The organism is Flavobacterium sp. HJ-32-4, from assembly GCF_022532105.1.
GTDB lineage: Bacteria > Bacteroidota > Bacteroidia > Flavobacteriales > Flavobacteriaceae > Flavobacterium.
In genome coordinates this window covers 2425150-2449756 of sequence record NZ_CP092832.1, presented here as the reverse complement: position 1 = coordinate 2449756, position 24607 = coordinate 2425150, and the positions used below count along the sequence as shown (strand labels likewise).

The window sequence follows — 24607 nt, the reverse complement described above, 5'->3', positions numbered from 1 at the left end:
ATGTTCATACGAATTGTAAAAATGTCGTTCCAGCCGGAAAAAGTGCCGGATTTCCTTGCGAATTTTGACCTGATGAAGGAAAAGATACGAAACGCGCCCGGGAACCGTTTATTGGAACTGTACCGCGACCGCCACGATCCGTCTGTTTTCTTTACCTACAGCTATTGGGAAACGGAAGCCGACCTCGAGGCCTACCGCCAATCGGAACTCTTCTATGATGTGTGGAATTACACCAAAAAATTGTTTAACGCCAAACCAGAAGCCTGGAGTGTCGACCGTCTTATGCAACTGGCGTAACCACACGTTGCTGGCGTTGCTAAGTCCGTTTTTACTATGCGCCGCCCAGACATCTGTCCCAACGCTGTCAGTGTCCGCAGATATCGACGGCGACGGCACGCCTGAGAAGGTGGTACAGGACCTGTACAGCCGCAGGGACCAAAAAAGCATCACTTCCTATCCCACCGATTTCGATAAACGAAGGGTGCTGCTGTCAACACGGGACGCCGTTGTGCGTCTGTATGTCGAAGGGCGGAAAGGCGATACGTTGTCATTTGAGCAGGCAGAGGGACTTTATTGCCTGCTGAACATGGGCGATACCAACGCTGATGGCACCGACGAACTGGCCCTTGTGGTCGACTGGACCGACGACACCAACCTAAACTCCTGCCGCATCCAGGCGCTTTGTAGCGGAAGGTGGACACTGCTTTCCCATTTCAGCATACACGAAAGCAGTTTCGAATGGGAAAAGGGACGGAAACAACCTATATTTGCCGAAATTCGCGGCTACCTCGGGAAGTATGCGGACGGCTGGTATTTCCGGGATGCGATGGTGGAAATGGAAACCGGCGACCCTGCACCGATGCAACCGCTCAGAACTGAAAAATGTAAGCCCTAATATTGCATGAAAGCACTTTTCCTGCGTGAGATCAAATCCTTTTTCGGCTCGCCCGTCGGATACTTGGTCGTAGCCGTTTTCCTGTTGCTCAACGGCCTGTTTTTATGGGTCTTTGACGGCGATTTCAACATCCTTAATTCCGGTTTTGCCGACCTTGGACCGTTCTTCACTTTTGCGCCCTGGGTACTCATCTTCCTGATTCCGGCCGTTACGATGCGGAGTTTTTCCGATGAGCGACGTCAAGGCACACTTGAACTGTTGCTGACCAAACCGCTGTCGGTGTGGCAGGTAGTATTGGGAAAATTCCTCGGATCACTGCTGTTGATTGTTATCGCCTTGCTGCCGACGCTGGTGTATGTGTATGTATTATACGGACTCGCGCTTCCGGAGGGCAACATCGATTTTGGCAGCACCATCGGCTCTTATTTCGGACTGCTGTTCCTTGTGGCGGGTTATTCGGCCATCGGGATCTTTACCTCGTCGCTGACCGATAATCAGGTCGTGGCCTTTATTGCCTCGGTATTCCTGTGTTTTGTCTTCTACTTCGGTTTCGCCAACCTGCCCGGCAGCATGGGCGCCCTTTTGGGGATGCAGGCGCATTTCAGCAGTATGGCCCGCGGCGTGATCGATACCCGTGATGTGCTGTATTTCGTGAGTATCAGCCTGTTGTTCCTGGCTTTTACCGTCCATAAACTTAAAGTCCGCGCCTAATGACGACCACACAGAAAAAACGCCTGACGGTATTGGGCTCGCTGGTAGCGGGCATTGTGTTGGTGAATGTGATCGGACAGTTTGTGTTCGCGCGTTTCGACCTGACGGCTGACAAACGGTACACCCTTTCGAATGTATCTCTCGACCTCGCCGAGAACATCACCGACCCGCTTACGATTAAAGTCTTCCTCAACGGAACGCCTCCGGGTGAATTCCAGCGGTTGGAGACGGAAACCCGACAGTTGTTGGAAGAATTCCAGGCGCGCAACCGCAACATCCGCGTTGACTTTGTGAACCCGATTGGGGATGGACAGGACGATGAGGCGAAAAAAGACCTGATCTTCGACATCTTCCATCTGAGCAACCGCGGTGTCACGCCGGATATCGACAAACAGGTGCGGGCATCGATCAATAAAATCACCGACCTCGATAAGGCATTGTTCGATTCGTTCTACGGCTCGGGTATGAAGCCGGTCAGCGTCTCGGTCATGGACCATGGTAAGAAGACGGAAGCCGTACTCTTCCCGTGGGCGATCCTCAATTACCGCGGACACCGGGTGAAGGTACCGCTGCTGAAGAACATGATGACCGCGTCGACACAGGAAAATATCAACAGCTCGGTGCAGCACCTGGAGTATGCCTTTGCCAATGGCCTGCAGACCGCGACGGAGCGCAGTGCGAAGAAAATTGCCGTAATCAAAGGCAATGCCGAGATCGACGACATACTGATGGCCGATTTCCTGCGGCAGGTGCGCGACCAATACCACATCGGAACGTTTACCCTTGATTCGGTGGCGAAACGCCCGAAAGAGAGTGCCGATTACCTTAAGAAAAACTACGACCTCGCCATCATCGCGAAGCCGAAAGAACGCTTTACGGATGAGGAAATACAGGTGTTGGACGATTATGTGATGCACGGTGGCCGAACCTTGTGGCTGGTCGATCCGGTGCATATGGAACTGGATAGCCTGGCGAAAGGTCCGGCCCTCGCCTTCCCTATCGACCTGAACCTGAACAACCTCTTTTTCAAATACGGCGTCCGGATACAGCCAGAGCTGATCAAGGATGAATACGCCGCAGAGATCAAACTGGCCACAGGTGATGAAGGCAGCGGCACCCGTTTTTCCTCCTACATCTGGCGGTATTCACCGGTGATGCTTCCCACGGGCGATCACCCGATCGTAAAGAATGTAGAGGCTGTGCGTTTTGATTTCGCCAGCCCGATCGAGCTACTGAAGAATGACATCAAAAAGACCGTGCTTTTGCAATCGTCGCCGTTTTCGAAAGCGGTGGGCGTGCCGGCGCAGGTGAGTTTTGAGGATGTCGCCATCGAATCCGACCCGAAAGAATACCAGGGGAAAGGAAATCTGCCGGCGGCGGTGTTGTTGGAAGGCCGTTTCCATTCGATCTATGAGAACCGCGTCCTGCCATTTGATGAAAGCGACCATGTATCGGTGGGAAAATCGACCCGGATGATTGTAGTATCGGATGGAGATGTCGTGCGGAACCAACTCGATAAAGACGGTCGCCCAATGGAACTCGGCTATGACCGGTGGACCGGCAAGCTATATGGCAATAAGGATTTCATGATGAATTGCGTGAACTACCTGCTGGACGAAAACGGCCTGATCACACTGCGCAGCAAAGACGTGTCGCTGCCGCTAACCGATACCAAAAAAGTAGAAGCCGAGTATACCCGCGTGCAAATCATCACCGTCCTGGCGCCTTTGCTGGTGCTGGCGTTGTTCGGTATCGGATTCACGCTTCTCCGCCGACGGATGTACGCCCGTTGATGTTAATAAATTTGTTTTAAAAAAAAGCCCCGTAACGGTGGAATATTTCACATAAAGTGGCATTTTTACGGGATTAAAAAACGCAAACGACCCATGAAGTTCATCGTATCGAGTTCCTACCTCCTGAAACAGTTGCAGGTCCTTGGAAACGTTATCAATAGCAACAATACCCTGCCGATCCTCGACAATTTCCTTTTTGAGATCGACAAGCGGTCACTGACCGTTTCGGCCTCGGATCTGGAGACCACGATGTCGGCTACGCTCGAAATCGAATCCGAGAGTACGGGTGCCGTGGCCGTTCCGGCGCGCCTGTTGCTGGAAATACTGAAAACGTTCCCAGAACAACCGCTGACCTTCACGGTGGAAGAGAACAGCACCATCGAAATTAGTTCGAACTCGGGTAAGTATGCGCTGGCGTACGCACCGGGTGAAGAATTCCCAAAAGCGGTTACCCTTGAAGAACCGTCTTCTACGCTGGTGCCGGCCCATGTTTTGGCGACCGCGATCAGCAAGACCATCTTCGCAGCCGGAAACGACGACCTGCGTCCGGTAATGTCGGGTGTATTCTTCCAGTTCTCGCCGCAGGGACTCACCTTCGTGGCCACAGACGCGCACAAACTGGTAAAATACAGCCGCACGGACGTGACGGCTTCACAGGTAGCCGACTTCATCATGCCGAAGAAGCCGCTGAACATCCTCAAAAATATCCTGGGTGCTTCGGATGCCGAAGTGACCATCGAATACAACGACTCGAATGCGACGTTCTCGTTTGAGAACTACGTACTCACCTGCCGCCTGATTGACGGGAAATACCCGAATTATGAAGCGGTCATTCCGAAAGAGAATCCAAACAAGTTGCACATCGGACGTTCGCAGTTCCTGAACTCCGTGCGTCGTGTGGCCATCTTCTCGAACAAGACGACCCACCAGATCCGCCTGAAAATCGCGGGTGCCGAACTGAATATTTCCGCCGAAGATATCGATTATTCAAACAAGGCTGAGGAGCGTTTGACATGTGATTACCAAGGTGATGACATCCAAATCGGCTTCAATTCGCGTTTCCTCACCGAAATGCTGAACAACTTGCAATCAGATGACATCCAGTTGGAGATGTCGCTGCCAAACCGCGCGGGCATCCTGACCCCTTCTGACGGACTAGACGACGGTGAGACGGTGACCATGTTGGTGATGCCGGTGATGTTGAATGGGTGATGACAGTCGAAAGTCGGTTGCTCTGTAGCGCAGAGCCTCACATTTTGACTAGTAACGCAATCCATCAAATTTTAACAAAAAGTGCGTTTTTCCCGTAAAATCATTCCGGCGGGAGACGTACCTTGTCATAGGGAAGGGGCGGATGCGTCCCTTACAAAATGTGTTGGACATGGAAGTACGGGAAAACCGTAAAAATTGTTAAAGGTCCATGAAGTCGAAAGTTAAAATTTGAAAGTCAGTTTTGACAAGAAGACAATAAATAAGAATCCCGTAGCGATGCTTCGGGATTTTTTTTGTGTAGCTGCCAGCGATATCCTATCTTTAAATATGACCTTGAACCAGGCTTTCTTTTGGCGTGTGGGTGCTTCCCTCCTATGTTGTCTGTCTACGTACACCGGCGTGGCCCAGGGCGACACCCTCCACGAAATTGCCGCGAACCGGTTTGAAACGCGTGGACTGCGTGCCCCGCGTTTGTCGTTGTTGGACAAGCGTCTATCGGAAGGTTCAGGATTGGTGGCGTGGAACGGTCAACTATGGTCGCATAACGACAGTGGCGCCGCCGCAGAGTTGTTTGCCATCGATACGGCAACGGGGAAAATCGTGGCACAGTATCCACTTCCCGGACTGCGCAACGTCGACTGGGAGGAACTCGCCCAGGACGATGCCCACTTCTATATCGGAGACTTTGGCAACAATGGTGCAAACCGAAAGCGACTCTCGATTTACAAGGTCGGGAAACGTTCGGTGTTGGAAGACCAACCGAAAATAGAAACGCTGTCTTTCGAATGGCCGAAAATACTAGACGCAACGGGCAAAAAAGAGGGACCGTTCGACTGTGAAGCGATGGTGGTGGTAAACGACACTATCTTCCTGTTTACCAAAGAGTGGAAAGAACGACGGGGTTCGCGCATCTTCTCTTTACCTACTACACCCGGACATCATGTGGCGCGGTATGTTGCCTCGTTGAAAACCCGTCTTTTGGTGACCGGCGCGGACTATAATAGAGAGCGGAACCAGGTGACGTTGATCGGATATAACATGCTCGTCAATCCGAGGGTTTTACAATTACAACTTCCCGAGAACGGCGATTTCCGAAAGATCCGGGAAGGGAAAAACCGCCGTATACGTCGTCATTTCCGACAGGTGGAAGGCATCACCAGTTTCGACGGACGTCATTTCTACGCCATAAGCGAGGCAATTGGATTCTTATTCATCCGCCATTCCCCTGCCCTTTACACCTTCGATCTTCCCTAATTTTATTTAAGCGCCAGTAGCGGGACGTCGCTGTGGTACGCCAATTGTTTGGTGCGGCTGCGGTGGAACAATCCTTCGAAGAAACCGCGTTTGTGTTGCACCATCGCCATCATATCGATAGCATGTGTCGAACAGAAATCGAGAATCGCCTGTTCGACATCCTCCTCCCCTACCAAAGTAAACGAGGCGCGCCCCTGGAAAACCAGTTCCCAATCGGCCACTAACACATCACTGACAATTGACTGTGGCGTTTGCACATGCAGGCATTCGACGGTGGCACCAAGCGATTGCGCGATGGTAATGACGCGTTCGAGCCTGCGCCGGTCGTCGTCATGGAGTTCCGTGGCAAAGCCAATCTTACTGATAGGTTTATAGGCCGCCGCTTCCGGAATGGCGATCACCGCGATGTCCACTGCTGCCATAACACGGGCCGTGGTCGTACCGAGGAAAATTTCTTCCAGTCCTGATGCGCCTTTGGTGCCCATGACGACGAGGTCGATGCTTTCTTCCTTGACCAGATCGGTGATAGCGGTGACCAAATCGCCTTCCAGCAATACATTACGGACGGGCACGTGCTGTTTCTGGCGGGCCGCCGCTACATCGCGTAAGGCCGGCACCTGGTCGCGGAAGTTCTCGAAACTGCCGAGTTCAAAAACATCATAGGTTTCCAGCAAATACGGCGGCACCCCATCGTAGTCGAGTACCGGTAACTGGTAGACATGCAGTGTAATAATCTCAGAACCGTTTGCATCCGCCAAATCGAGTGCGTAGGCGAAGGCATTGAGGGAGGCGTTCGAGAAATCGGTGGGAAACAGGATTTTTTTCATGATGGGACTATTGGGAATACTCTAAGGTACGCATTCCGCCGGGGGCTACCTTTGTCGTTTGTCATTTTTTAACCCACCGCTTTTCCGTATTTTTGCAGGATGCTGCCACATGACACTATCGTAGCGCTTGCTACCCCATCCGGAGCCGGCGCGATTGCCATTATTCGCGTTTCAGGACCGGATGCGATCGACCGCGTGGCACCGCATTTCCGGTCGGCGAAGGGAAAAGACCTTCGGGCACAGAAAACCCACACCCTGCATCTCGGGCACCTGGTAGACGGCGATCGGATTTTGGATGAAGTGCTGGTATCAGTGTTTCACGGTCCACACTCCTATACCGGCGAAAATACGATTGAGATTTCCTGCCACGGATCGGTGTACATCCAACAACAGATCCTGCAATTGTTGGTGCGGGAAGGCTGTCGTACGGCCGAACCGGGTGAGTTTACCCTGCGGGCCTTCCTGAACGGCAAAATGGACCTGTCGCAGGCAGAAGCAGTCGCCGACCTGATCCAATCCGACAGTGAAGCGGCCCATAAGATTGCCATGCAGCAGATGCGCGGCGGCTTCAGTAATGAGCTGCAATTGTTACGACAGGAGTTGCTCAATTTCGCTTCGTTGATTGAGTTGGAACTCGACTTTTCGGAAGAAGATGTGGAATTTGCCGACCGCAGCCAGTTTGAACAGTTGTTGAACCGGACGTCAATGGTATTGAAGCGCCTCGCCGATTCATTTGCGGTGGGGAATGTATTGAAAAACGGCATTCCGGTGGCGATTGTCGGTGAACCCAACGTGGGGAAGTCGACCTTACTGAATGCCCTGTTGAACGAAGAACGTGCCATCGTCTCGGATATCGCCGGTACGACACGCGACACCATCGAAGACGAGCTGGTGATTGACGGCATTGCATTCCGCTTCATCGATACGGCCGGCATCCGCGAAACGAAAGACGTGGTGGAACACATCGGCATCCAGCGGACATTTGAAAAAATGGCGCAGGCCGAAGTGGTATTGTACCTTGTGGATAGTTCGCAGCTGACTGACGCGACGCGACGTGCGGAGGTACGCACCGAAATCGCCATGGTGCGTGAACGCTACCCGCAGAAAACCTTAGTCGTAGTGGGCAACAAGGCCGACCGCCTCAACGAGGGCCAAAAAGCCTTACTCGTTACCGAACTGCCGGAACTCCTGCTCCTTTCCGCCAAAGACAAAGCCGGCGTCGACACCCTGAAACAACAACTGACGGCGTTTGTGCAGACGGGCGCCCTTCGCAACAACGAAACCATCGTTACGAATGCGCGGCATTACGATGCGTTGCTGCACGCGCTTACGGCAATTGAAAAAGTGCGTTTTGGTATGGCTGGCGGCCTTACGGGCGACTTACTTGCCATCGACATCCGCGATGCGTTGTATCATTTCGGCCTGATCACGGGTGAAGTGACGAATGATGAATTGTTGGGGAATATTTTTGCGAATTTTTGTATTGGGAAGTAAACTATGGGACCAAGGGAAACTGAAATGCAAATAAAAGCAATAAGAAGATCCTGAAAAGGATCATTAACGACTATATGCTCATATACGATGTCGATAATAAATAATTTGTGAATTCTAATAGTTCAGCATTCACCTACTCGAAGGCTGGAAAGATCAGATATGAAAAACAGCAAAGTTCCGGATTACCTGACCTACCTCAACTCAGATATTGTACAAAATCAGAAATTGAATAAAGAAGCCGAGGCAATGGTTAAAAAGCAACAGCAAGAATACGATAAACGTGAAAAGGAATTTGAGGAAAATTGTTTAAGCGGCTGGGATGGCTCACACCGGGAATTGATAAAATGGTGAAAGAAAATATGAACGATCCCGACAGCTTTGAGCAGGTCCAAACGTTATATAAATTGTTTCTTGATTATGCAGTCGTTGTTATGAAGTTTAGAAGAAAGAATGCTTATGGGTGACTTGTATTAAATGTGGTACGAGCTAAGGTAGATTTAGAATGTACTATAATTGAAATACTAAATGAATAACATCTATTAGAATACGATTTAAGTTTTCAAGTCCAACCCATTCAAAAAGCACCTTCGAAATACATCTAAAATAAAGAATAGTATCCCCAAAACGTTACTTATCTGGAAAACATAACTTTTAATCGAAAAGCCTTTTGATTTTTAATAGGGCACACTCTTTTTGATTAATTTAGTATAAGAATTTTAAGTTCCAATAATGACGTAAATTCTGATTGAAACATACTTATTCTCCAGTTAAGATTAGATAATTCCGTATGTTTCCTTAACTTATGCTTGTAAGAACAAAAGAAGAACTGAAAAGAGCGAAGGATGATAAAGCCGCCGAAATTATAATAGAGGGGGAATTAGCTACCAACGTACGCAATACAAAAAAATTGCACTGTTAGGGCCCGTGGCACTAGGTGTACTTATAGTTCTTGGCCCTATATCCGGGGGTATATCATTTATGGCAGCGGCAGCATACACGGGCTTAGACATTGCACTTATGATAGTTGCGGTTTCAATAGGTATTTCGCTAATTGTGGCTATTTTTCGTGATTGTGAAGAAATTTCAATTGAATATGGTCCTCCAGCTAGGCTTGTATTAAAGCCAATATTTTTAACTAAAAAACTGAGAGAATATGAAAAAGATATTACTCCTAATCCTATTAGCCCTGGCTATTTCCATACCTGCCAACGCTAAAACATTTCAATTTGGTAGTCAGACTATTGAAGGAGAGCTTGTCTATTCATCTGACCAATATATTGTAATCAAACATTATGATGCAAATGGCAATCCTCTTCTTTCACTCGTAGTAGGAATTGCTACTAATGCATTACCTACTGTTGCTAAAGAAATATGTCTTGTGGCTGTCGGGTCAGACAATTCGGAAATATGTGATAAAATCGCTGCTGGTGTAGATTTTCTGACTACATGCGTTAATCTGGGTTCTCAAGTATTTTCTTTTGCTGATACAGTTACAGAACTTTTTGCTGAAAAAGGAGCATTTAGAAGTTTTATTAAATTCACTACAGGAGCAATGAATCTTTTTACAAGTGCATTATCTACTTTTGAAGCATATGATAAGCTAAACATTGTCAAATGGGATAGAATTACTTCCAATTCTCAAAGTGCTTTCAATAATTTACCCAAACCTGTCAAAAGATATAATGGAGAAGTGGCAATCAAAAACGTAACCACACAAGATGTCGTCATTACGGTAAGTACAGATGGTGAAAAATGGACTGAATTGCTGATTCCACACGGAAAGGGAATAACCTATTCTCTTTGGCAACAAAGAAGTAATAACCAAAATTATGGCTTCATAAAATATGAAAACGGCTGCAATTATCAAATTTTTACAAATAGGGAATATCAAATAGGATTCGATAAAAAACAAAAAATAATCTGTATTAACGAAAAATGAAATCATGCTTTAAAAATGTCGGCTTTTTAGCAATATCAGTTTTATACTTCTCTTGTGTTCAACGAGCCGAAAACAATGCGCAAACACAGGAGGAATCCGTTGTTGTTGAACCTACTCAATACGAAGATAATCCTGATTTTAAGCCAGTAGATACTTTTGATGTTGAGGAAACCGATACCATTGATTATGGGGATGAAGCCGAAGCGTATGTTCCGCCTGCCGATTTGCCTGATCCTTCAAGCGTGCGTATGAAAGAACTAATGAGATTTCATGTCAGGAATAATGGCAAACTTAAACGGGCAAAAATTGCCCGTATCCTTAATAGAGAAGGTTACACAAAAGGTAATGGAGAGCGTTTTACTAGAAGAGACATACCAATTTACCCGAATTAGATTCTTCTGATCCATTTTGACTGAACATTGATTTTATGAGATTTCTAAACACAACAGATATAAATAACTGGGCGGCAACGGTCGATTGTGAATATCACTTACCTCATCTCATTAGAAAGCTAATAGTAGCTACTATTGATAACAAGTTTATAAAATACATCCACTTTCCTTATGGCGAAGATGTGCGCACAGGCGGTTATGATGGAGAATTAAGCTGCGAAACTCAAAACACGTACGTCCCTGAAGGAGAAAGCGTTTGGGAATTTGGAAGTTCTAATAAGAAAGGGGCGAAAGCCGATGAGGATTATAACAAAAGAAAACTTGATCCACTAGATAAAATTCCCGAACAAACAACTTATATAAACATAAGTGCAAAAAAATACCGGGACAAAAGAAAATGGGTGGTAGAAAAAAATGGAGAAGCTGTTTGGAAAGAAGTACGATATTATGATGCTATCGACATAGATCATTGGTTAGAACTTGCCCCATCGGTAGAACTCTGGTTAGCCGAAAAACTTGGCAAGCCTTCTTTTGGCATTTACTCTATCGAAGAATATTGGAAACGTTGGAGCGATAACAAAACCTATAAAATCGCTACTCAACTAATTGCTGGACAAAGCAGAAGTCCGGAAATTGAAAAAGTAAAAAATTTTATTAGAAATGAGATTGGAGTCTGTTACATCAAATCTGTAACAAAAGACGAATCTCTGATATTTCCATTAGCTATTATAGAACAGTTGGACGAAGATGAGAAGATTTCATTGTCTTCTAAAATGGTAATTGTTGACAATCGCGACGCATTTAACCGTCTGATTGATGCTACTATTCCAATCATAATAATGGTGAATTTTAGAGCAGAGAATACCGATATAACAGCAGCCCTGCACAAAGGGCATAAACTTATTTACCCTTTAAGTTTTTCTAATGACATTACTTCGGAAGCTATAGTTTTACCAATAGTATCAAATGATGATTTCGAAGGTGGTTTGCTTAAGATGGGAATTGATTCTGAACAAGCACGAATTCTAAATAAAAACACAGGTAGAAATATATCTGTCCTCAGAAGATTTCTGGAAATTGAAAACACTCCGCCAAAATGGCTCGAAACACTTCCGGTTTTGGAAGTTATACCATTACTTTTATTAAATAGATTTTCCGAAAATAGTGCTGGCGACCGAGAAATTTTATCCAAAATAAGCGGTAAGACATTTGATGAATATGAAAAGACTCTAAAATCACTATTGTTCAAAGAAGATGCTCCCGTATATCATTTTAATGGTACTTGGAGACTAGTTTCCCCGACCGATATATGGTTGTTTATGGCCAAACATGTGTCGAAAGCAGACTTAGATAATTTTGCATCAATTTGCGACGAAGTATTGCAAGAGATAGCATTTAAATATACACTTCCTCCATCAGAAAGAGGAAACTTCATTCAAACCCCTGAAAAAGCTCCTAAATACACATCCGGTCTAAAGGAAGGGCTCTGCGAAACCTTAGGAATTATTGCCATTTTAGGGTCAAAATACGGTATTGGCATTGCAAATCCCCAATTATATACCGATAACATAGTAAGCTCAATTTTGACAAAGGATTTGGCTGTATGGAGAAGTTTATCAACAAACTTGATGACTTTGGCAGAAGCATCTCCTAGTGTCTTTTTGGACAATTTAGAAAGAGTAATTAAAGATCAATCCGTTAAAGAATTTTACGAGGAAGAAAATGGTTTTCTAAGTACAAGTAACGATATTGCCCCTCTGCTTTGGTGTTTAGACACAATAGCGTGGATGCCAGAATATCTAAAACGGGTTAGTGTCTGTTTATGCGATTTGATCATTTTAGCTCCTGAAAAACTCCCTACTGCTAATACTCCGTTAAGTTCCCTAAAAAGCATCTTTAGAATTTGGTATCCACAAACAAATGCGAACGCGGAAGAGCGTAAAGCAATACTTGAAATCTTGCTGAAAAAATATCCTGATCTTATTTATGGATTAATGATAGGTATGGTTAATAGTAGGCTTGATACTGCTTTCCACATACCTAGACCTAAATGGCGCTTATTTGGTGACATTCATCAAATCAGAGTTTCGAATAGAGAAGTTCACTTTATGAGAAGGTTCTGTATTGATAAAGTTATCGAGCTTTCGAGAGAGAATATACCTAGGCTTCTTAAACTAATTGATCTATTAGATGATATGGACTGGGATAAAATCCCAGAAGCCTTAGAAATCATAGAATCCGCTCTAGGTTTTGATGATGAAGTAAAGAACTCTTTTTTCCAAAAATTCCGGCAGGATATAGGAAATCACCGAAGTTATCCGGATGCAGAATGGGCATTGCCAAATGAAATTTTACAAAAGATCGAACTCACTGCGAATAAATTTAAAGTTGATGATTTAGTTCTAAACGGTAAATATTTATTCGAAGAACATAATCCTGTATCGATTGACGGAGAGCCGGAAAAAAACTATGAAAAACGAGAACAAGAAAATAGAGAAAAACGTATCGCCTTTGTAACGGATGTCATTGAACAGTACAGTATTGACAGAATTTTAGAATTGGGAACACAGGTTGAACATCCGGAACTATACGGCAATACCTTAGCTTTTATGGAATTATCAGATGAGAACAGGATAAAGGTTTATAGGCTCGTAGACTCTGATAATCCTAAACACATTCGTTTAGTAAATCCTTTTATTCGCATTTCAGAAAACCGAACTTCATTGGGAGATCAAATTAGAATATTAAATGATCTCATGACATCCGGCCTTTCTGACGAGGGGATAGTTAGATTTCTTCTTTCACTTCACAATACGATTGACCTTTGGAAAAATATTGAAGGTTTATCGTCTGAGATAGATACTCTATACTGGAGATCGCAACAGCAATATTTATATTTGAATGACAAGGAAGAATTAGGTTTCGCTTTGAGTAAGCTGAATCATTATAAGAAGCCGTTTGTTTATTTGAATACTCTTGGAATGAATATTCGATTAATTCGTAAAATCGACTTTACTTCGGAAGAAATATTAAAACTGCTAGAGGATGTATCATTTGAAGATTTCGATGATAACGCTTCTTTCGATCATCATAGTTTTGAAAGCATCCTAAATTTACTTTATACCAAAGAGGATTACGATGAGGTAAGAGGAGCTAATGTGGAAATGAAATTTTTCTTTGTTTTTAGAGGCTCGCATTCCCCTCAACCTAAAAATCTATTTAAGCTAATGTCAAAAGAGCCTGACGAGTATATGGGGGTTTTGTGCCAAGTATATTTACCCACCGATGAAAAATTACGTGAGGAAGAATTAGAAAAAAACAAGAAGGAAGATAACTCTAAACTAATTTTTGAATTCACGTATCCTCTATTCGAATCCTTCAACGTCATTCCTTCACTTAAAGATGATGGTAGCTTAGATGAAAAAGAACTAAATGATTGGGTTTCAAAAGTCAGAGAATTAGCTAAAGAGAAATTCAGAATTGAGTCAGCAGATAGGTCAATTGGAAAATTACTAGCAAAATACCCAATCAATATTTCTGAGGATAAAGGATATCCAGATGAAATATATGAGTTATTGGAGGAAATCAATAGTGAGGAAATGAAACAAGGTTTTGAGATGCAAATTTCAAATAATCTTGGTTTTACTAGCAGAGGAGCTTTTGATGGGGGAGATATTGAACGTCATAGAGCAAAATATTTTAATGGACTCTTTGAAAAGACAAAAATCACTTATTCTAATGTCTCGTTAATTTTCAAGAATCTCCGTGATGGATATTTGCATGACGCGTCTTGGGAAGATGAAAATGCGCTTTTAAGAAGCCTTAAATAGAAAATTCTTGGTCTTTGTTTTCTCATGATTTACGCAGATTTGCTGCTGTTTTACATTTTTACGACATAATTAACTATGTTAGACATTGTAAATCAGAATTTTAATTCAAAAACATCACTTTCTGTATCGGGAAGTAGCTTGTTTTCCGATTGCCTTCAAACGTTGTTGTGTTTTATGCCCAAGACGATGCCGGTGAGATCGACCGAAGTTTTATGACAGACACCTTCGAAGAGGCCTATAAAGCGATCCTTACAGAAAGACTGGGTCGATTGTACTAACTTTTCTTCCGCTTCTCAAACTTCTTCGTCTTCAACGGAAACCGCACTTTGGTGAGTTTATTGTTTTCGTCGCGGATGGTCCAGATCCCTTTTTTGGCGCCGTTCACATATTCGCCTTCCGCCACCAGGTTACCTTCGGCATCGCGGTAAATGGCGTGGCCTTCGGGTTGTCCGGCTTTGTAGTGGGATTCTTCTAAGACAATCCCTTTTTCAGTGTATTTCTTATATATCCCGTCTTTCAAATCGTTGCGGTAGCCACATTCCTCGGCAATCGCACCGCCGCGGAAAAAGACCTTGCGCACGCCTTCCAGTTTGCCTTTGACGTAGGTTTCGGTAGTCATGATATCCGGAAGGTCTTCGTGATAGTAGATCCATTTGCCTTCGTTCACCCGGTCCACGGTGAGCCCTTCACTCACTTTGTTGCCTTTTCGCGTAAACAAGGTCGTGTAGGCATTATGCCCGTTGTTGGTGAACACCCGTGTGGCAATCACACCGCCTGTCTTCGTATCATCAAAGTATTTGAAAGTGCCGGTCTCGACGCCATGTTCGAAAGTGCCTTCGTAGCGCGGGCGTTTTGATTCTTCGTAGACACCGCGCCAGAGTCCGTGTTTGCGGCCCTCCGCATCCAATTGGTTCACCTCCTGAGCAAATCCGGTGGTGACAGACAACATTAGAGCAATAAGAAGTAGTCGTTTCATGGCTGGGTTTCGTGGTGCAAAAATAATGATTAGAAAGAAACGCGGGGAAGGGAGGAATATTTTGGGGTGGGGGTTGATAGTTGATGGTTCTTGGTTCTTGGTTCTTGGTTCTTGGTTCTTGGTTCTTGGTTGTTGGTTGTTGGTTCTTGGTTGTTGGTTCTCGGTTCTTGGTTGTTGACTCTTGCTTCTTGTTTCTTGATTCTTGATTCTTGATTCTTGATTCTTGCCTCTCGCGCTCCCAGCCTCCTGACTCCGACTACTTACTTTCGCCAACTTTAACAAATACTACGGTTTTCCCGTACCACCGGTTGCATTGCATTTCGTAAGGGACGCATCCGCCCCTTCCCTATGACAAGATACCATTTCCCGACGAGACCGTTTTACGGGAAATCCGCCGTTTTTGTTAAAGGTGAGGTTAGGAGTTAGGGGTTGATAGTTGATAGTTGATAGTTGATAGTTGATGGTTCTTGGTTGTTGGTTGTTGACTCTTGTTTCATGGTTCTTGCTTCTTGCTCCTTGCTCCTCGCTCCTTGATACTTGATACTTGCTCCTCGCTCCTCCCCAACAAAAAGCCCCGCATTACGCGAGGCATTTTCTATTGGCTTATGTTGAAATGACGCCAAGTCCAACCCTGAACTACCAATTATCAACCATGAACCATGAACCATGAACCATGAACTACGAACTACGAACTCCCAACTATTTCTTCTTCTTCTGCGCTTCCGCCTGCTCCATCATTTCCTGCATCTTACGCTGGAATTTACCCATTTGCTTCGGCTCGCGTTGCTTGTTGGCCTGGATGGCGGCGTGGATCTTGTCGTTGTCTACGATGTAGTTCTTGATGACGAGCATGATCGCAATCGTGATCGTGTTCGAGATAAAGTAGTACAAACTGAGTCCGGATGCATAGTTGTTGAAGAAAATCAACATCATCAACGGCGAGATGTAGATCATCACTTTCATGATTTTCTGCATATCCGGCATACCTTCCTGCTGTGGTGCCGTCATCGGCTGGTCGCCGGTCGTCATCTTCATGTAGAAAAAGATCGCCAGCGCGGCCAGTATCGGAAACAGGCTCACGTGGTCGCCATACGCGGGGATGTGAAACGGTAATTTGAACACCTGGTCGAATGACGAGAGATCTTTCGCCCAAAGGAAGCTCTTCTGGCGCAATTCAATTGCAGCCGGGAACAACTGGAACAACGAGTAAAAAACCGGAATCTGCAGCAACGCTGGCAAACAGCCCGCCATCGGGTTAACGCCTGCCTGGTTATACAGTTTCATCGTTTCCTGCTGCTTCTTCATCGCGTCGTTCTTGTATTTGTCGTTCAACGCAGCGATATCCGGACGCAGTACCTTCATCTTGGCCTGCGATACATACGATTTATACGTCACCGGCGACATCACGAGACGCACCAGGATGGTGAACAGGATAATGGCCAGACCCGGCAACAAGAACGACATCAGGAAGCCAAACGTCGGGATAAACAGGTGGCGGTTGATCCAGCCGAAGATACCCCAGCCCAGCGGCACGATGTTTTCCACGTCGCGCTCGTACGAAGCGAGTTTCTTATAATCGGTCGGACCGTAATACCAGTTCATCTTCTCGCTGATCTCACCGGCGTTGAAAGCCAGTGGCAGCGTCGCGCGGAATTGCTTGGTGAAGATGGTGTCTTTCGTATCGTCGTGCACGAGGTTGTTCGAATAGACTTCTGCCTTCTTGAACTTACGGTCCGTCAGGAGGATCGACGTAAAGAAATGCTGTTTGAACGCCACGTACGACACATCCGAAAGGGTTTCGGTTTTGTCTTGTCCCTGCCCGAGGTAATCGTTCTTATCGTCTTCATAGCGGTAACGAACGTCGGCGTAGCGGTTTTCATACGCCACACTCTTCTCGTTGCGGTACGATTTCAGGTCCCACTCCAAATCAAGCGGTTTCGACGTGTTAAGCGTCTTCGACAGTCCCTGTGAACGGATGCTGAAGTCAAGCATATAATCGTCTTTCAACGCATAGCGGTACTCGAGGTATTCGTTTGCACCGGCCTTCAGACGCATGGTCAGTACCTGCTCGTTGCCATTTTTCGTCAGTGTCGGTTCGAAGAACAAATTCTTGGTATCAAGCGAACGGTTGTCCAACGTCTGCAACTTCAGGTTCAGGTGGGCGTTGTTGTTTTTGACCAGGCTCACGAGTTGCCCCGATCCTTTCTCGAAACGCTCGAACTTCTTCAGCGTAGCTTCCGTGATATAGCCGCCTTTGTTGGAAATTACCAAACGTAGCACGTCATTTTCGATCGTAGTAGTGCCTCCTTTTGCGGATGGCAGGGTCGCGGAATAGGCAAAATTACCGAGTGTGCCGCGGAGTTTCGCCAATTTTGAGGAATCCGCCAGTGTCGTATCGGCTTCGACCGTCGCCATCGGATCCGGAGCGGGTGCTGCCTTGGCCGGTGCCGCCGCTTCCTTTTTTGCCTTGGCCTTGGCTTCAGGCTTTGGCTGGTTCTGGTACATCATCCACATCAGGATACCGAAGATGAGGACAAATCCGATGATCGATTTTGGGTCAAATTTCTTTTGTTCTTCCATGTTGTTCGGCTTACGCCGGATTTGATTACGCTGTTTTCTTTTTTGCTTTCACCGTCGCCGCCACAAATCCGGTGAAAAGCGGATGGGGGTTGGCAACGGTACTCTTGTATTCAGGATGGTATTGTACACCAATGAAAAACGGATGGTCGGCAATCTCCACCACTTCCACCAGCCCAGTGTCAGGATTGACGCCGGATGCTTTCAGTCCGGCCGACTGCAAACGGTCGAGGTATTCGCCATTGAATTCGTAGCGGTGGCGGTGACGCTCGGCAATATGCTCCGTTTTGTAAATTTCGTAGGCCAGGGTGTCGGTTTGGATGTCACATTTCCAGGATCCCAAACGCATGGTACCGCCCTTGTCAGTAACGGTTTTCTGTTCTTCCATCAAATCGATAACCGGATGTGCGGTGCCCTGGTTCATCTCGGTGGAGTTGGCATCTTTGAGTCCCACCACATTACGGGCGAACTCAATCACCGCCATCTGCATACCGAGGCAGATACCGAAAAACGGAATCCGGTTCTCACGGGCATAGCGCACCGCTTCGATCTTTCCTTCGATACCGCGCTCGCCAAAGCCTGGCGCCACAAGGATACCGTCGAGACCGGCAAACTTAGAGGCCACGTTCGATGCGTCGATGAATTCAGAATGGATCGACACGACATTCACCTTGGTCTCGTTCGCTGCGCCCGCATGGATGAAGGCTTCCAAAATCGATTTATAGGAATCCTGCAACTCCACATATTTTCCGATCAGGCCGATGTTCACCACGTGTTTCGGATTTTTCAGGCGGTGCAGGAAGAGGTTCCAGTTCTTCAGGTCCGGTGTGTTTTTCATCGGAAGGCCGAGTTTCCGTAAGGCAACGACGTCAAGTCCTTCCTCTAACATCAGATTCGGTACTTCATAAATCGTCGAGGCATCAATCGACTGGATAACAGCCTCACGCTTCACATTACAGAAAAGCGCCAGTTTCTGGCGTAGTTCATCCGAAAGTTCGTGCTCCGTACGGCATACGAGAATATCGGCCTTGATACCGCTTTCCATCAACGTCTTGACCGAGTGTTGCGTCGGTTTCGTCTTAAGCTCACCTGCCGCCGCAAGGAATGGGATAAGCGTCAGGTGTACGACCAGGCTGTTTTGATCGCCCAGTTCCCACACTAATTGTCGGACGGATTCGATATACGGAAGGGATTCGATGTCACCGACCGTCCCTCCTATCTCCGTGATTACAATGTCGAAATCCCCGCTGTGGCCCAATTGCTGCATGCGGCTTTTGATCTCGTTGGTGATGTGGGGAACGACCTGCACGGTTTTTCCAAGGAATTCGCCGCGGCGTTCTTTCTCGATGACAGACAGGTATACGCGCCCGGTGGTGACGTTATTGGCCTGGGACGTCGGCACATTCAGGAAGCGCTCGTAGTGCCCCAGGTCGAGGTCGGTTTCGGCGCCGTCGTCGGTTACGTAGCATTCGCCGTGTTCATACGGATTCAGCGTGCCCGGATCCACATTGATGTAGGGATCGAACTTCTGTATCGTGGCCCTGTAACCCCGGGCCTGCAACAATTTCGCGAGGGAGGCCGCAATGATGCCTTTCCCGAGGGAAGAGCTCACGCCGCCGGTCACAAAAATGTACTTCGTTTTTGTCATTGTCGTAGTTGTTGTGTTGTGTGGTCGTGTGGAAAAACCGGCGCAAAAATACGCGAATATTTCGGATTTAGGCGTATGGGCAAACCGGAAAATAGCAGGGAATCAGGTGCGGGGAAACCGGTGGCGGATGTCGCGTAACAATCCCTCCAACCCGTTTAATTTCAGCTCATAGACGAGTTGCAACTGGTTGCCCAGTTTTCCTTTTGGGAAGCCTTTGTTGCGGTACCATACGAGATAGAACTCGGGCAAGTCCACGAGAAAGCGCCCTTCGTATTTCCCGAACGGCATTTTGGTGTGTGCGAGTTGAATCAGTTCTTCCTCTGGGAGCATGTAGCGGCGCCTATTGCCATTGGAAGGTGATGACCTTCTCGATATCGGGATGCAGGCTCAGGTGAACCGGACACGTATGCGCCGTACGTTCCAGTATGGTGCGGGTCTTGTCATCCACCGCCACCTTCATATCGAAAACCACTTCGATCTTCGAAATCCGACGCGGATCCGCCTGCATGTGCTTGGTGACCGAGGCGGTCGATCCGGTAAAATCCACACCCATATCGCGGGCCTTGATGCCCATGACAGTAAACATGCAGCTTGCCAGCGCGTTCGCCACGGTGTCGGTGGGAGAAAAAGCTTCACCCCGTCCGTGATTATCGACAGGCGCGTCCGACAGTATGACAGACCCGGAGGCTATGTGTTGGGAGGAAGTGCGGAGATCGCCGAGGTAGGTAACTTGGGAGGTCATGGTTTAATTGAGAATTGATAATTGAGATTGACAATTGAAAATCGTGAATTGATCAGCAATACTGGACAAGAGGACAGCTATTTGCAACAACTTGTTGTTATAGTGATTTCTTTAATAGTTAATGAAGCAACTTCCGGACCGAACACTTAATTTTCAATTATCAATTCTCAATTATCAATTGTTCTAACCGTCATATCCGTATCATAATACAAAATAAAATACCCCGTATTAACGAACGCGCCCGAACTCTTCTGCTCGTAGTCGAACTTGTTGGCGACCTGTTCAGAAACCGTTGTTTCGAGGGTTTGCAGATAGGATTTCTCCTGTGACAATCGCAGTAGCGTATCGAATGTGACGTCGAATCCACGGACGGCATAGCGATTCGGGAAAATCTTGTTTTTCTCTTTGTATTCGCGCTCGAAAACCGTGGCGTCGGCCGATTCGTTATCGCGCGTCAATGACGGATACAGCAGTCGCAATTTCACCAGGTTAGCTACCTGTATCTCTTCGAAATCAAGCGTTTCGTTCTGACCTGTAACCGCCAATTGGATGTCATATTCCGCACTCAACGGCAGCAGCGCATTGATAGTCGATTTGATCATTAGCGTACTCTCGGTCTCCAAAACGACAAAGTTCTTTTTGTCTTTTACCAGCATCGAACGGATGCCATCGACTGACAAGACGCCATTGACGAACGGCACCGGACGTACCTGTTTCTGGTTTTCCGCGAGGTATTTCTTGACCGACAGTTTTTTCGGATCGACGACTGCCAGTACATTTCCTTTACTTACCATGTAGTTGTACGTGCCATCCCGCATATAATCTTCCTGCGTCATCGACTGGATCAGGTTGGGATACGGTTTTCCGGTGTCTTTCGAAAGGGGTGAGATCACCGGCACCTTCGCTTTCGCCAGCAGTTCCGCCGCTTTCTCAGCATTGGCCTGGTAGAACGGACCGATTACCGCATCCGCGGAAGCGATATCTTCCTGCTGCACCAGCGACGCGACCGCCGAGGCATTCTTGGTTTCCTGTGAATCGAGTATGCGCACGTCGACGTTGAGTCCGAGTGTACGCGCCGAATCAATGGCCATCAACGCACCCGAATAAAAATCGAGCGTCATGTTGAGGAATTTATCAGTTTTCAGTCGCGATGACACGGAGTTCAACGTGTCTCCTTGTATTTTGGAAATATTGAAGGGAAGTAAGAGTACCAGTTTCTTGCGCTCTGTCGTGCGAAGGGTAGCTGCTAAGCCGGATGCAGTTTTATCAGCCGTAGAAAACCGGATGTTCATCGGCAGTTTCAGCACCATTCCTTCTTTGACGCCATCGGCCAGTTCGGGGTTGAGTTTCAGCAGTTGGTCCTGGCTCATGTCGAACCGGCGGGCCAATCCATACAGCGTTTCTTTCGGTTTGACGGTATATTCCTGGAAGTCATTCTTCTTCGGCTCTTCTTTTACGACCACCGGCTTCGGGGCTTCTTCCGCCGGACGCACGGCGTGGTCGGCTACGATCTTCAATTGGAATCCGATCTGTAGCCCTCCATTCTGTATTTCGGGATTGGCAGCCTCCAATTCCGCTACCGAAATACCGTATTGTTTGGCGATGCCGAATTTTGTTTCGCCTGCCACTACAGTGTGGAATGTGGTCGTTTTAGAGGCAGATTTGACGGCCGCTTTCTGTTTATCAGCCTTTGCCTTTCCGCGTGGAATGACGAGGCTGTCCCCTGCCTTCAATCCGGTAAGTGCTTTGGGGTTGGCCTGTTCGAGGTCGGCTACCGATACGTCATATTTGCGGGAGATGCCATACAACGTTTCGCCTGCCGCTACCACATGCACAGCAGTGCCTTCAGACGAAGCGGGTTGTTTCTTCGGTTTTGTTCCGGCATTTACCGCAGGCGGAATCAGCAAAATGGTTCCTTCCTTTACCCCTGCCTGTGCATCCGGATTGAGACGGAAGATATCCGACGTCGTCACGCTATATTTCTGGGCGATTTGGGTGACGGTTTCTCCTTTGGCGACAGTATGCCGGATGGGTTTTGTTTGGGCACATCCCACAAGGGAGGCCAGTGACAGCAGGAAAAGGAAAAGCAGTTTCTTCATGTTTTCGGTTTAGGTTGCGGCGCGCACAGCAAGAATCATTCCCACTCGATAGTGGCAGGTGGTTTCGAGCTGATGTCATACACCACGCGGTTCACGCCTTTCACCCGGTTGATGATCTCGTTGGAAATCTTCATCAGGAATTCATACGGCAGGTGCACCCAGTCGGCTGTCATACCGTCAGTCGATTCAACCGCGCGGAGGGCCACCACTTTCTCATAGGTACGCTCGTCGCCCATGACGCCTACGCTGTCGACCGGCAACAGGATCGCACCCGCTTGCCAGACTTTGTCATAGAGTCCCCACGACTTGAGTCCGTCGATGAAAATCGCATCCACTTCCTGCAAGATACGCACTTTTTCCGGGGTAATATCGCCGAGAATCCGGATGGAAAGTCCCGGACCAGGGAACGGATGCCGTCCCAGTAGCGCCGGATCGATACCGAGGGTGGCGCCTACGCGGCGTACTTCATCCTTAAACAACATCCGAAGCGGCTCAACGATTTTCAGTTTCATGAAATCGGGAAGCCCCCCGACATTGTGGTGGGATTTGATCGTGGCAGAAGGGCCTTTTACCGAGACTGATTCGATCACATCGGGATAAATCGTTCCCTGGGCCAGCCATTTCACGTCTTCGATAGCGTGCGCTTCGTCGTCAAATACTTCGATGAAGACGCGGCCGATGGTTTTCCGCTTGGTCTCAGGGTCGGATATACCGGTGAGTTCCGAAAGGAAACGGTCACTGGCGTCGACGCCTTTGACGTTAAGCCCCATGTCTTTATATTGGTGGAGGACATTCTCAAATTCGTTTTTCCGCAACAGTCCGTTGTTGACGAAAATACAATAGAGGTTTTTGCCGATCGCTTTGTGCAGCAATACCGCCGCTACGGTAGAATCGACACCACCCGAAAGGCCGAGTACTACTTTGTCATTTCCGACTTTCTCTTTAAGTTCGGTGACGATCTCTTCGACGAAAGCGTTGGGTGTAAAATCCTGTGAGACCTGTGCGATGTTCACGAGGAAGTTCTTGAGCATGCGGGCGCCGTCGGTGGAATGATACACCTCTGGGTGGAACTGGATGGCGTAGGTAGTTTCCCCTTCGATGCGGAAGGCCGCGTTTTCCACATCGTGTGTACTCGCCAGCCGGACGCCGTTTTCCGGTAGTTTTTTGATGGTGTCGCTGTGGCTCATCCACACTTGGGTATGGGTGTCGACGCCGTCGAAAAAGGCTTCAGCTTCTTTTATGTAAGAAAGGTTGGCCCTGCCGTATTCCCGGATGTTGGAAGGCGCTACCTCACCTCCACCGAAATGGGCGAGATACTGTGCCCCGTAACAAACCGCCAACAACGGCTTTTTACCGCGGATCTGTGACAGGTCGGGATGCGGCGCGTCGTCGGCACGGACAGAGAAAGGGCTCCCCGAGAGAATGACCGCTTTGTAAGAAGAAAGGTCGTCGGGAAGGTGGTTGAACGGATGGATTTCGCAAAAGATGTTGAGTTCGCGAATACGGCGCGCGATGAGTTGTGTGTACTGCGAGCCGAAATCAAGGATAAGGACGTTGTGTTGCATGTGCAAAAATAGTATAACGCAACGGGAGAAAAAAGCGGAAGTTAGGATAATGGCAAATGGAACAAGATTTCGGAATTCGACGTGAGAAAGTAGTTGTGGATGTCGCCACCAACCCCCAACGCCCCTCTCTCAACGATCCACCAACTATGAGCTATGAACTATGAACCATGAACCATGAACTATGAACCATGAACCACCAACCCTCAACCCTCAACCACTCACTTTTAACAAAAGCTACGGTTTTCCCACACTTCCATGTCGCCGGGAAATCGTATTTTGGAGTATGGGGAGGGGCGGATGCGTCCCTTCGCGAAATCCGCAGACATGACGGTACGGGAAAACCGCATATTTTGTTAAAAAATATCTGAATAGCTTGACGGACATTGTGGTGATCAAGCCCTCAGGATTCTTGGAAAATCCAGTCCATCCCCCAGCCCTGAACCATCAACCATCTCTCAACCGTCAACCATGAACCATGAACCATGAACTATGAACCACCAACCATGAACCATGAACCATGAACCCCGAACCACCAACCATGAACCATCAACCATGAACCATGAACCATGAACTATGAACCATAAACTATGAACCCTGAACTATGAACCCCAAACGACTCCACTACTCCGCACAAATTCCGTATACTTGTACGA

20 protein-coding genes are annotated in these 24607 nt (G+C 47.3%); 12 read left to right on the top strand and 8 right to left on the bottom strand.

The window, feature by feature from the left end:
* From MKO97_RS10320 to MKO97_RS10295, 6 genes are all read left to right on the top strand, one after another.
* Positions 1-297 (top strand): putative quinol monooxygenase, encoded by a 297-nt coding sequence (locus tag MKO97_RS10320; protein WP_241103141.1) that lies wholly within the window; start codon positions 1-3, stop codon positions 295-297.
* A complete protein-coding gene (locus MKO97_RS10315; RefSeq protein ID WP_241103140.1) occupies positions 269-895 on the top strand; it encodes a hypothetical protein in 627 nt (208 codons plus the stop codon). The genes MKO97_RS10320 and MKO97_RS10315 overlap by 29 nt, the downstream gene beginning before the upstream one ends.
* A gap of 6 nt (positions 896-901) precedes the next feature.
* A complete protein-coding gene (gldF, locus tag MKO97_RS10310; protein WP_241103139.1) occupies positions 902-1606 on the top strand; it encodes a gliding motility-associated ABC transporter permease subunit GldF in 705 nt (234 codons plus the stop codon).
* Positions 1606-3399 carry a gliding motility-associated ABC transporter substrate-binding protein GldG gene (gene gldG, locus MKO97_RS10305; RefSeq protein ID WP_241103138.1) on the top strand — a complete coding sequence of 598 codons (1794 nt, stop codon included), beginning with the start codon at positions 1606-1608 and terminating at the stop codon, positions 3397-3399. Before gldF ends, gldG begins: the two co-directional genes overlap by 1 nt.
* 93 nt (positions 3400-3492) lie before the next feature.
* Positions 3493-4611 (top strand): DNA polymerase III subunit beta, encoded by a 1119-nt coding sequence (gene dnaN / locus MKO97_RS10300; RefSeq protein ID WP_241103137.1) that lies wholly within the window; start codon positions 3493-3495, stop codon positions 4609-4611.
* Positions 4612-4938: 327 nt separating this feature from the next.
* On the top strand, positions 4939-5865 hold the full coding sequence (locus tag MKO97_RS10295; RefSeq protein ID WP_241103136.1) for a T9SS C-terminal target domain-containing protein: 927 nt from the start codon (positions 4939-4941) through the stop codon (positions 5863-5865).
* Positions 5866-5867: 2 nt separating this feature from the next.
* On the opposite strand, the gene MKO97_RS10290 is transcribed toward MKO97_RS10295, so the two are convergent.
* Complete coding sequence (locus MKO97_RS10290; protein ID WP_241103135.1) at positions 5868-6692, bottom strand: universal stress protein; 825 nt, start codon at positions 6690-6692, stop codon at positions 5868-5870.
* Between the two features lie 99 nt (positions 6693-6791).
* On the opposite strand from MKO97_RS10290, the gene mnmE reads away from it, so the two are divergent.
* From mnmE to MKO97_RS10260, 6 genes are all read left to right on the top strand, one after another.
* Positions 6792-8186: a tRNA uridine-5-carboxymethylaminomethyl(34) synthesis GTPase MnmE gene (mnmE, locus tag MKO97_RS10285; RefSeq protein WP_241103134.1), complete on the top strand. Its 1395-nt coding sequence runs from the start codon at positions 6792-6794 to the stop codon at positions 8184-8186.
* 159 nt (positions 8187-8345) lie between these two features.
* Positions 8346-8537 (top strand): hypothetical protein, encoded by a 192-nt coding sequence (locus MKO97_RS10280; RefSeq protein WP_241103133.1) that lies wholly within the window; start codon positions 8346-8348, stop codon positions 8535-8537.
* A 627-nt stretch (positions 8538-9164) separates the two neighbouring features.
* Entirely contained in the window at positions 9165-9401 is a 237-nt protein-coding gene (locus MKO97_RS10275; RefSeq protein ID WP_241103132.1) for a hypothetical protein, read from the top strand.
* The gene (locus tag MKO97_RS10270) at positions 9340-10125 is read left to right on the top strand and encodes a hypothetical protein (RefSeq protein WP_241103131.1); all 786 of its coding nucleotides are present in this window, start codon (positions 9340-9342) and stop codon (positions 10123-10125) included. Before MKO97_RS10275 ends, MKO97_RS10270 begins: the two co-directional genes overlap by 62 nt.
* A complete protein-coding gene (locus MKO97_RS10265) occupies positions 10122-10517 on the top strand; it encodes a hypothetical protein (RefSeq protein ID WP_241103130.1) in 396 nt (131 codons plus the stop codon). The genes MKO97_RS10270 and MKO97_RS10265 overlap by 4 nt, the downstream gene beginning before the upstream one ends.
* A 35-nt stretch (positions 10518-10552) precedes the next feature.
* On the top strand, positions 10553-14347 hold the full coding sequence (locus MKO97_RS10260) for a hypothetical protein (protein ID WP_241103129.1): 3795 nt from the start codon (positions 10553-10555) through the stop codon (positions 14345-14347).
* Between the two features lie 274 nt (positions 14348-14621).
* Here the strand turns inward: MKO97_RS10260 and MKO97_RS10255 are convergent, their stop codons facing one another.
* The 7 genes from MKO97_RS10255 to guaA form a co-directional block, all read right to left on the bottom strand.
* Positions 14622-15323 (bottom strand): toxin-antitoxin system YwqK family antitoxin, encoded by a 702-nt coding sequence (locus tag MKO97_RS10255; RefSeq protein WP_241103128.1) that lies wholly within the window; start codon positions 15321-15323, stop codon positions 14622-14624.
* A 699-nt stretch (positions 15324-16022) separates the two neighbouring features.
* Positions 16023-17903 (bottom strand): membrane protein insertase YidC, encoded by a 1881-nt coding sequence (yidC, locus tag MKO97_RS10250; RefSeq protein ID WP_241103127.1) that lies wholly within the window; start codon positions 17901-17903, stop codon positions 16023-16025.
* 25 nt (positions 17904-17928) lie between these two features.
* Positions 17929-19548 (bottom strand): CTP synthase, encoded by a 1620-nt coding sequence (locus MKO97_RS10245; RefSeq protein ID WP_241103126.1) that lies wholly within the window; start codon positions 19546-19548, stop codon positions 17929-17931.
* A gap of 102 nt (positions 19549-19650) precedes the next feature.
* On the bottom strand, positions 19651-19878 hold the full coding sequence (locus tag MKO97_RS10240) for a DUF3820 family protein (RefSeq protein WP_241103125.1): 228 nt from the start codon (positions 19876-19878) through the stop codon (positions 19651-19653).
* Between the two features lie 10 nt (positions 19879-19888).
* Positions 19889-20290, bottom strand: a complete 402-nt coding sequence (locus MKO97_RS10235) for an OsmC family protein (RefSeq protein ID WP_241103124.1) — start codon at positions 20288-20290, stop codon at positions 19889-19891.
* A 167-nt stretch (positions 20291-20457) separates the two neighbouring features.
* The gene (locus MKO97_RS10230; RefSeq protein WP_241103123.1) at positions 20458-22389 is read right to left on the bottom strand and encodes a LysM peptidoglycan-binding domain-containing protein; all 1932 of its coding nucleotides are present in this window, start codon (positions 22387-22389) and stop codon (positions 20458-20460) included.
* Between the two features lie 35 nt (positions 22390-22424).
* Positions 22425-23954, bottom strand: a complete 1530-nt coding sequence (gene guaA, locus MKO97_RS10225; protein WP_241103122.1) for a glutamine-hydrolyzing GMP synthase — start codon at positions 23952-23954, stop codon at positions 22425-22427.
* Between the last annotated feature and the right edge of the window lie 653 nt (positions 23955-24607).

Excerpts from the sequence above, each read along its gene's own strand:
- MKO97_RS10270 (WP_241103131.1), top strand. The coding sequence starts at position 9,340 with ATGAAAAAGATATTACTCCTAATCCTATTAGCCCTGGCTATTTCCATA.
- MKO97_RS10290 (WP_241103135.1), bottom strand. The coding sequence starts at position 6,692 with ATGAAAAAAATCCTGTTTCCCACCGATTTCTCGAACGCCTCCCTCAAT.
- MKO97_RS10230 (WP_241103123.1), bottom strand. The coding sequence starts at position 22,389 with ATGAAGAAACTGCTTTTCCTTTTCCTGCTGTCACTGGCCTCCCTTGTG.
- guaA (WP_241103122.1), bottom strand. The coding sequence starts at position 23,954 with ATGCAACACAACGTCCTTATCCTTGATTTCGGCTCGCAGTACACACAA.
- MKO97_RS10255 (WP_241103128.1), bottom strand. The coding sequence starts at position 15,323 with ATGAAACGACTACTTCTTATTGCTCTAATGTTGTCTGTCACCACCGGA.
- MKO97_RS10320 (WP_241103141.1), top strand. The coding sequence starts at position 1 with ATGTTCATACGAATTGTAAAAATGTCGTTCCAGCCGGAAAAAGTGCCG.
- MKO97_RS10240 (WP_241103125.1), bottom strand. The coding sequence starts at position 19,878 with ATGCTCCCAGAGGAAGAACTGATTCAACTCGCACACACCAAAATGCCG.
- MKO97_RS10245 (WP_241103126.1), bottom strand. The coding sequence starts at position 19,548 with ATGACAAAAACGAAGTACATTTTTGTGACCGGCGGCGTGAGCTCTTCC.
- dnaN (WP_241103137.1), top strand. The coding sequence starts at position 3,493 with ATGAAGTTCATCGTATCGAGTTCCTACCTCCTGAAACAGTTGCAGGTC.
- MKO97_RS10260 (WP_241103129.1), top strand. The coding sequence starts at position 10,553 with ATGAGATTTCTAAACACAACAGATATAAATAACTGGGCGGCAACGGTC.
- MKO97_RS10280 (WP_241103133.1), top strand. The coding sequence starts at position 8,346 with ATGAAAAACAGCAAAGTTCCGGATTACCTGACCTACCTCAACTCAGAT.
- gldF (WP_241103139.1), top strand. The coding sequence starts at position 902 with ATGAAAGCACTTTTCCTGCGTGAGATCAAATCCTTTTTCGGCTCGCCC.
- yidC (WP_241103127.1), bottom strand. The coding sequence starts at position 17,903 with ATGGAAGAACAAAAGAAATTTGACCCAAAATCGATCATCGGATTTGTC.
- mnmE (WP_241103134.1), top strand. The coding sequence starts at position 6,792 with ATGCTGCCACATGACACTATCGTAGCGCTTGCTACCCCATCCGGAGCC.
- MKO97_RS10295 (WP_241103136.1), top strand. The coding sequence starts at position 4,939 with ATGACCTTGAACCAGGCTTTCTTTTGGCGTGTGGGTGCTTCCCTCCTA.
- MKO97_RS10275 (WP_241103132.1), top strand. The coding sequence starts at position 9,165 with ATGGCAGCGGCAGCATACACGGGCTTAGACATTGCACTTATGATAGTT.
- MKO97_RS10235 (WP_241103124.1), bottom strand. The coding sequence starts at position 20,290 with ATGACCTCCCAAGTTACCTACCTCGGCGATCTCCGCACTTCCTCCCAA.
- MKO97_RS10265 (WP_241103130.1), top strand. The coding sequence starts at position 10,122 with ATGAAATCATGCTTTAAAAATGTCGGCTTTTTAGCAATATCAGTTTTA.
- gldG (WP_241103138.1), top strand. The coding sequence starts at position 1,606 with ATGACGACCACACAGAAAAAACGCCTGACGGTATTGGGCTCGCTGGTA.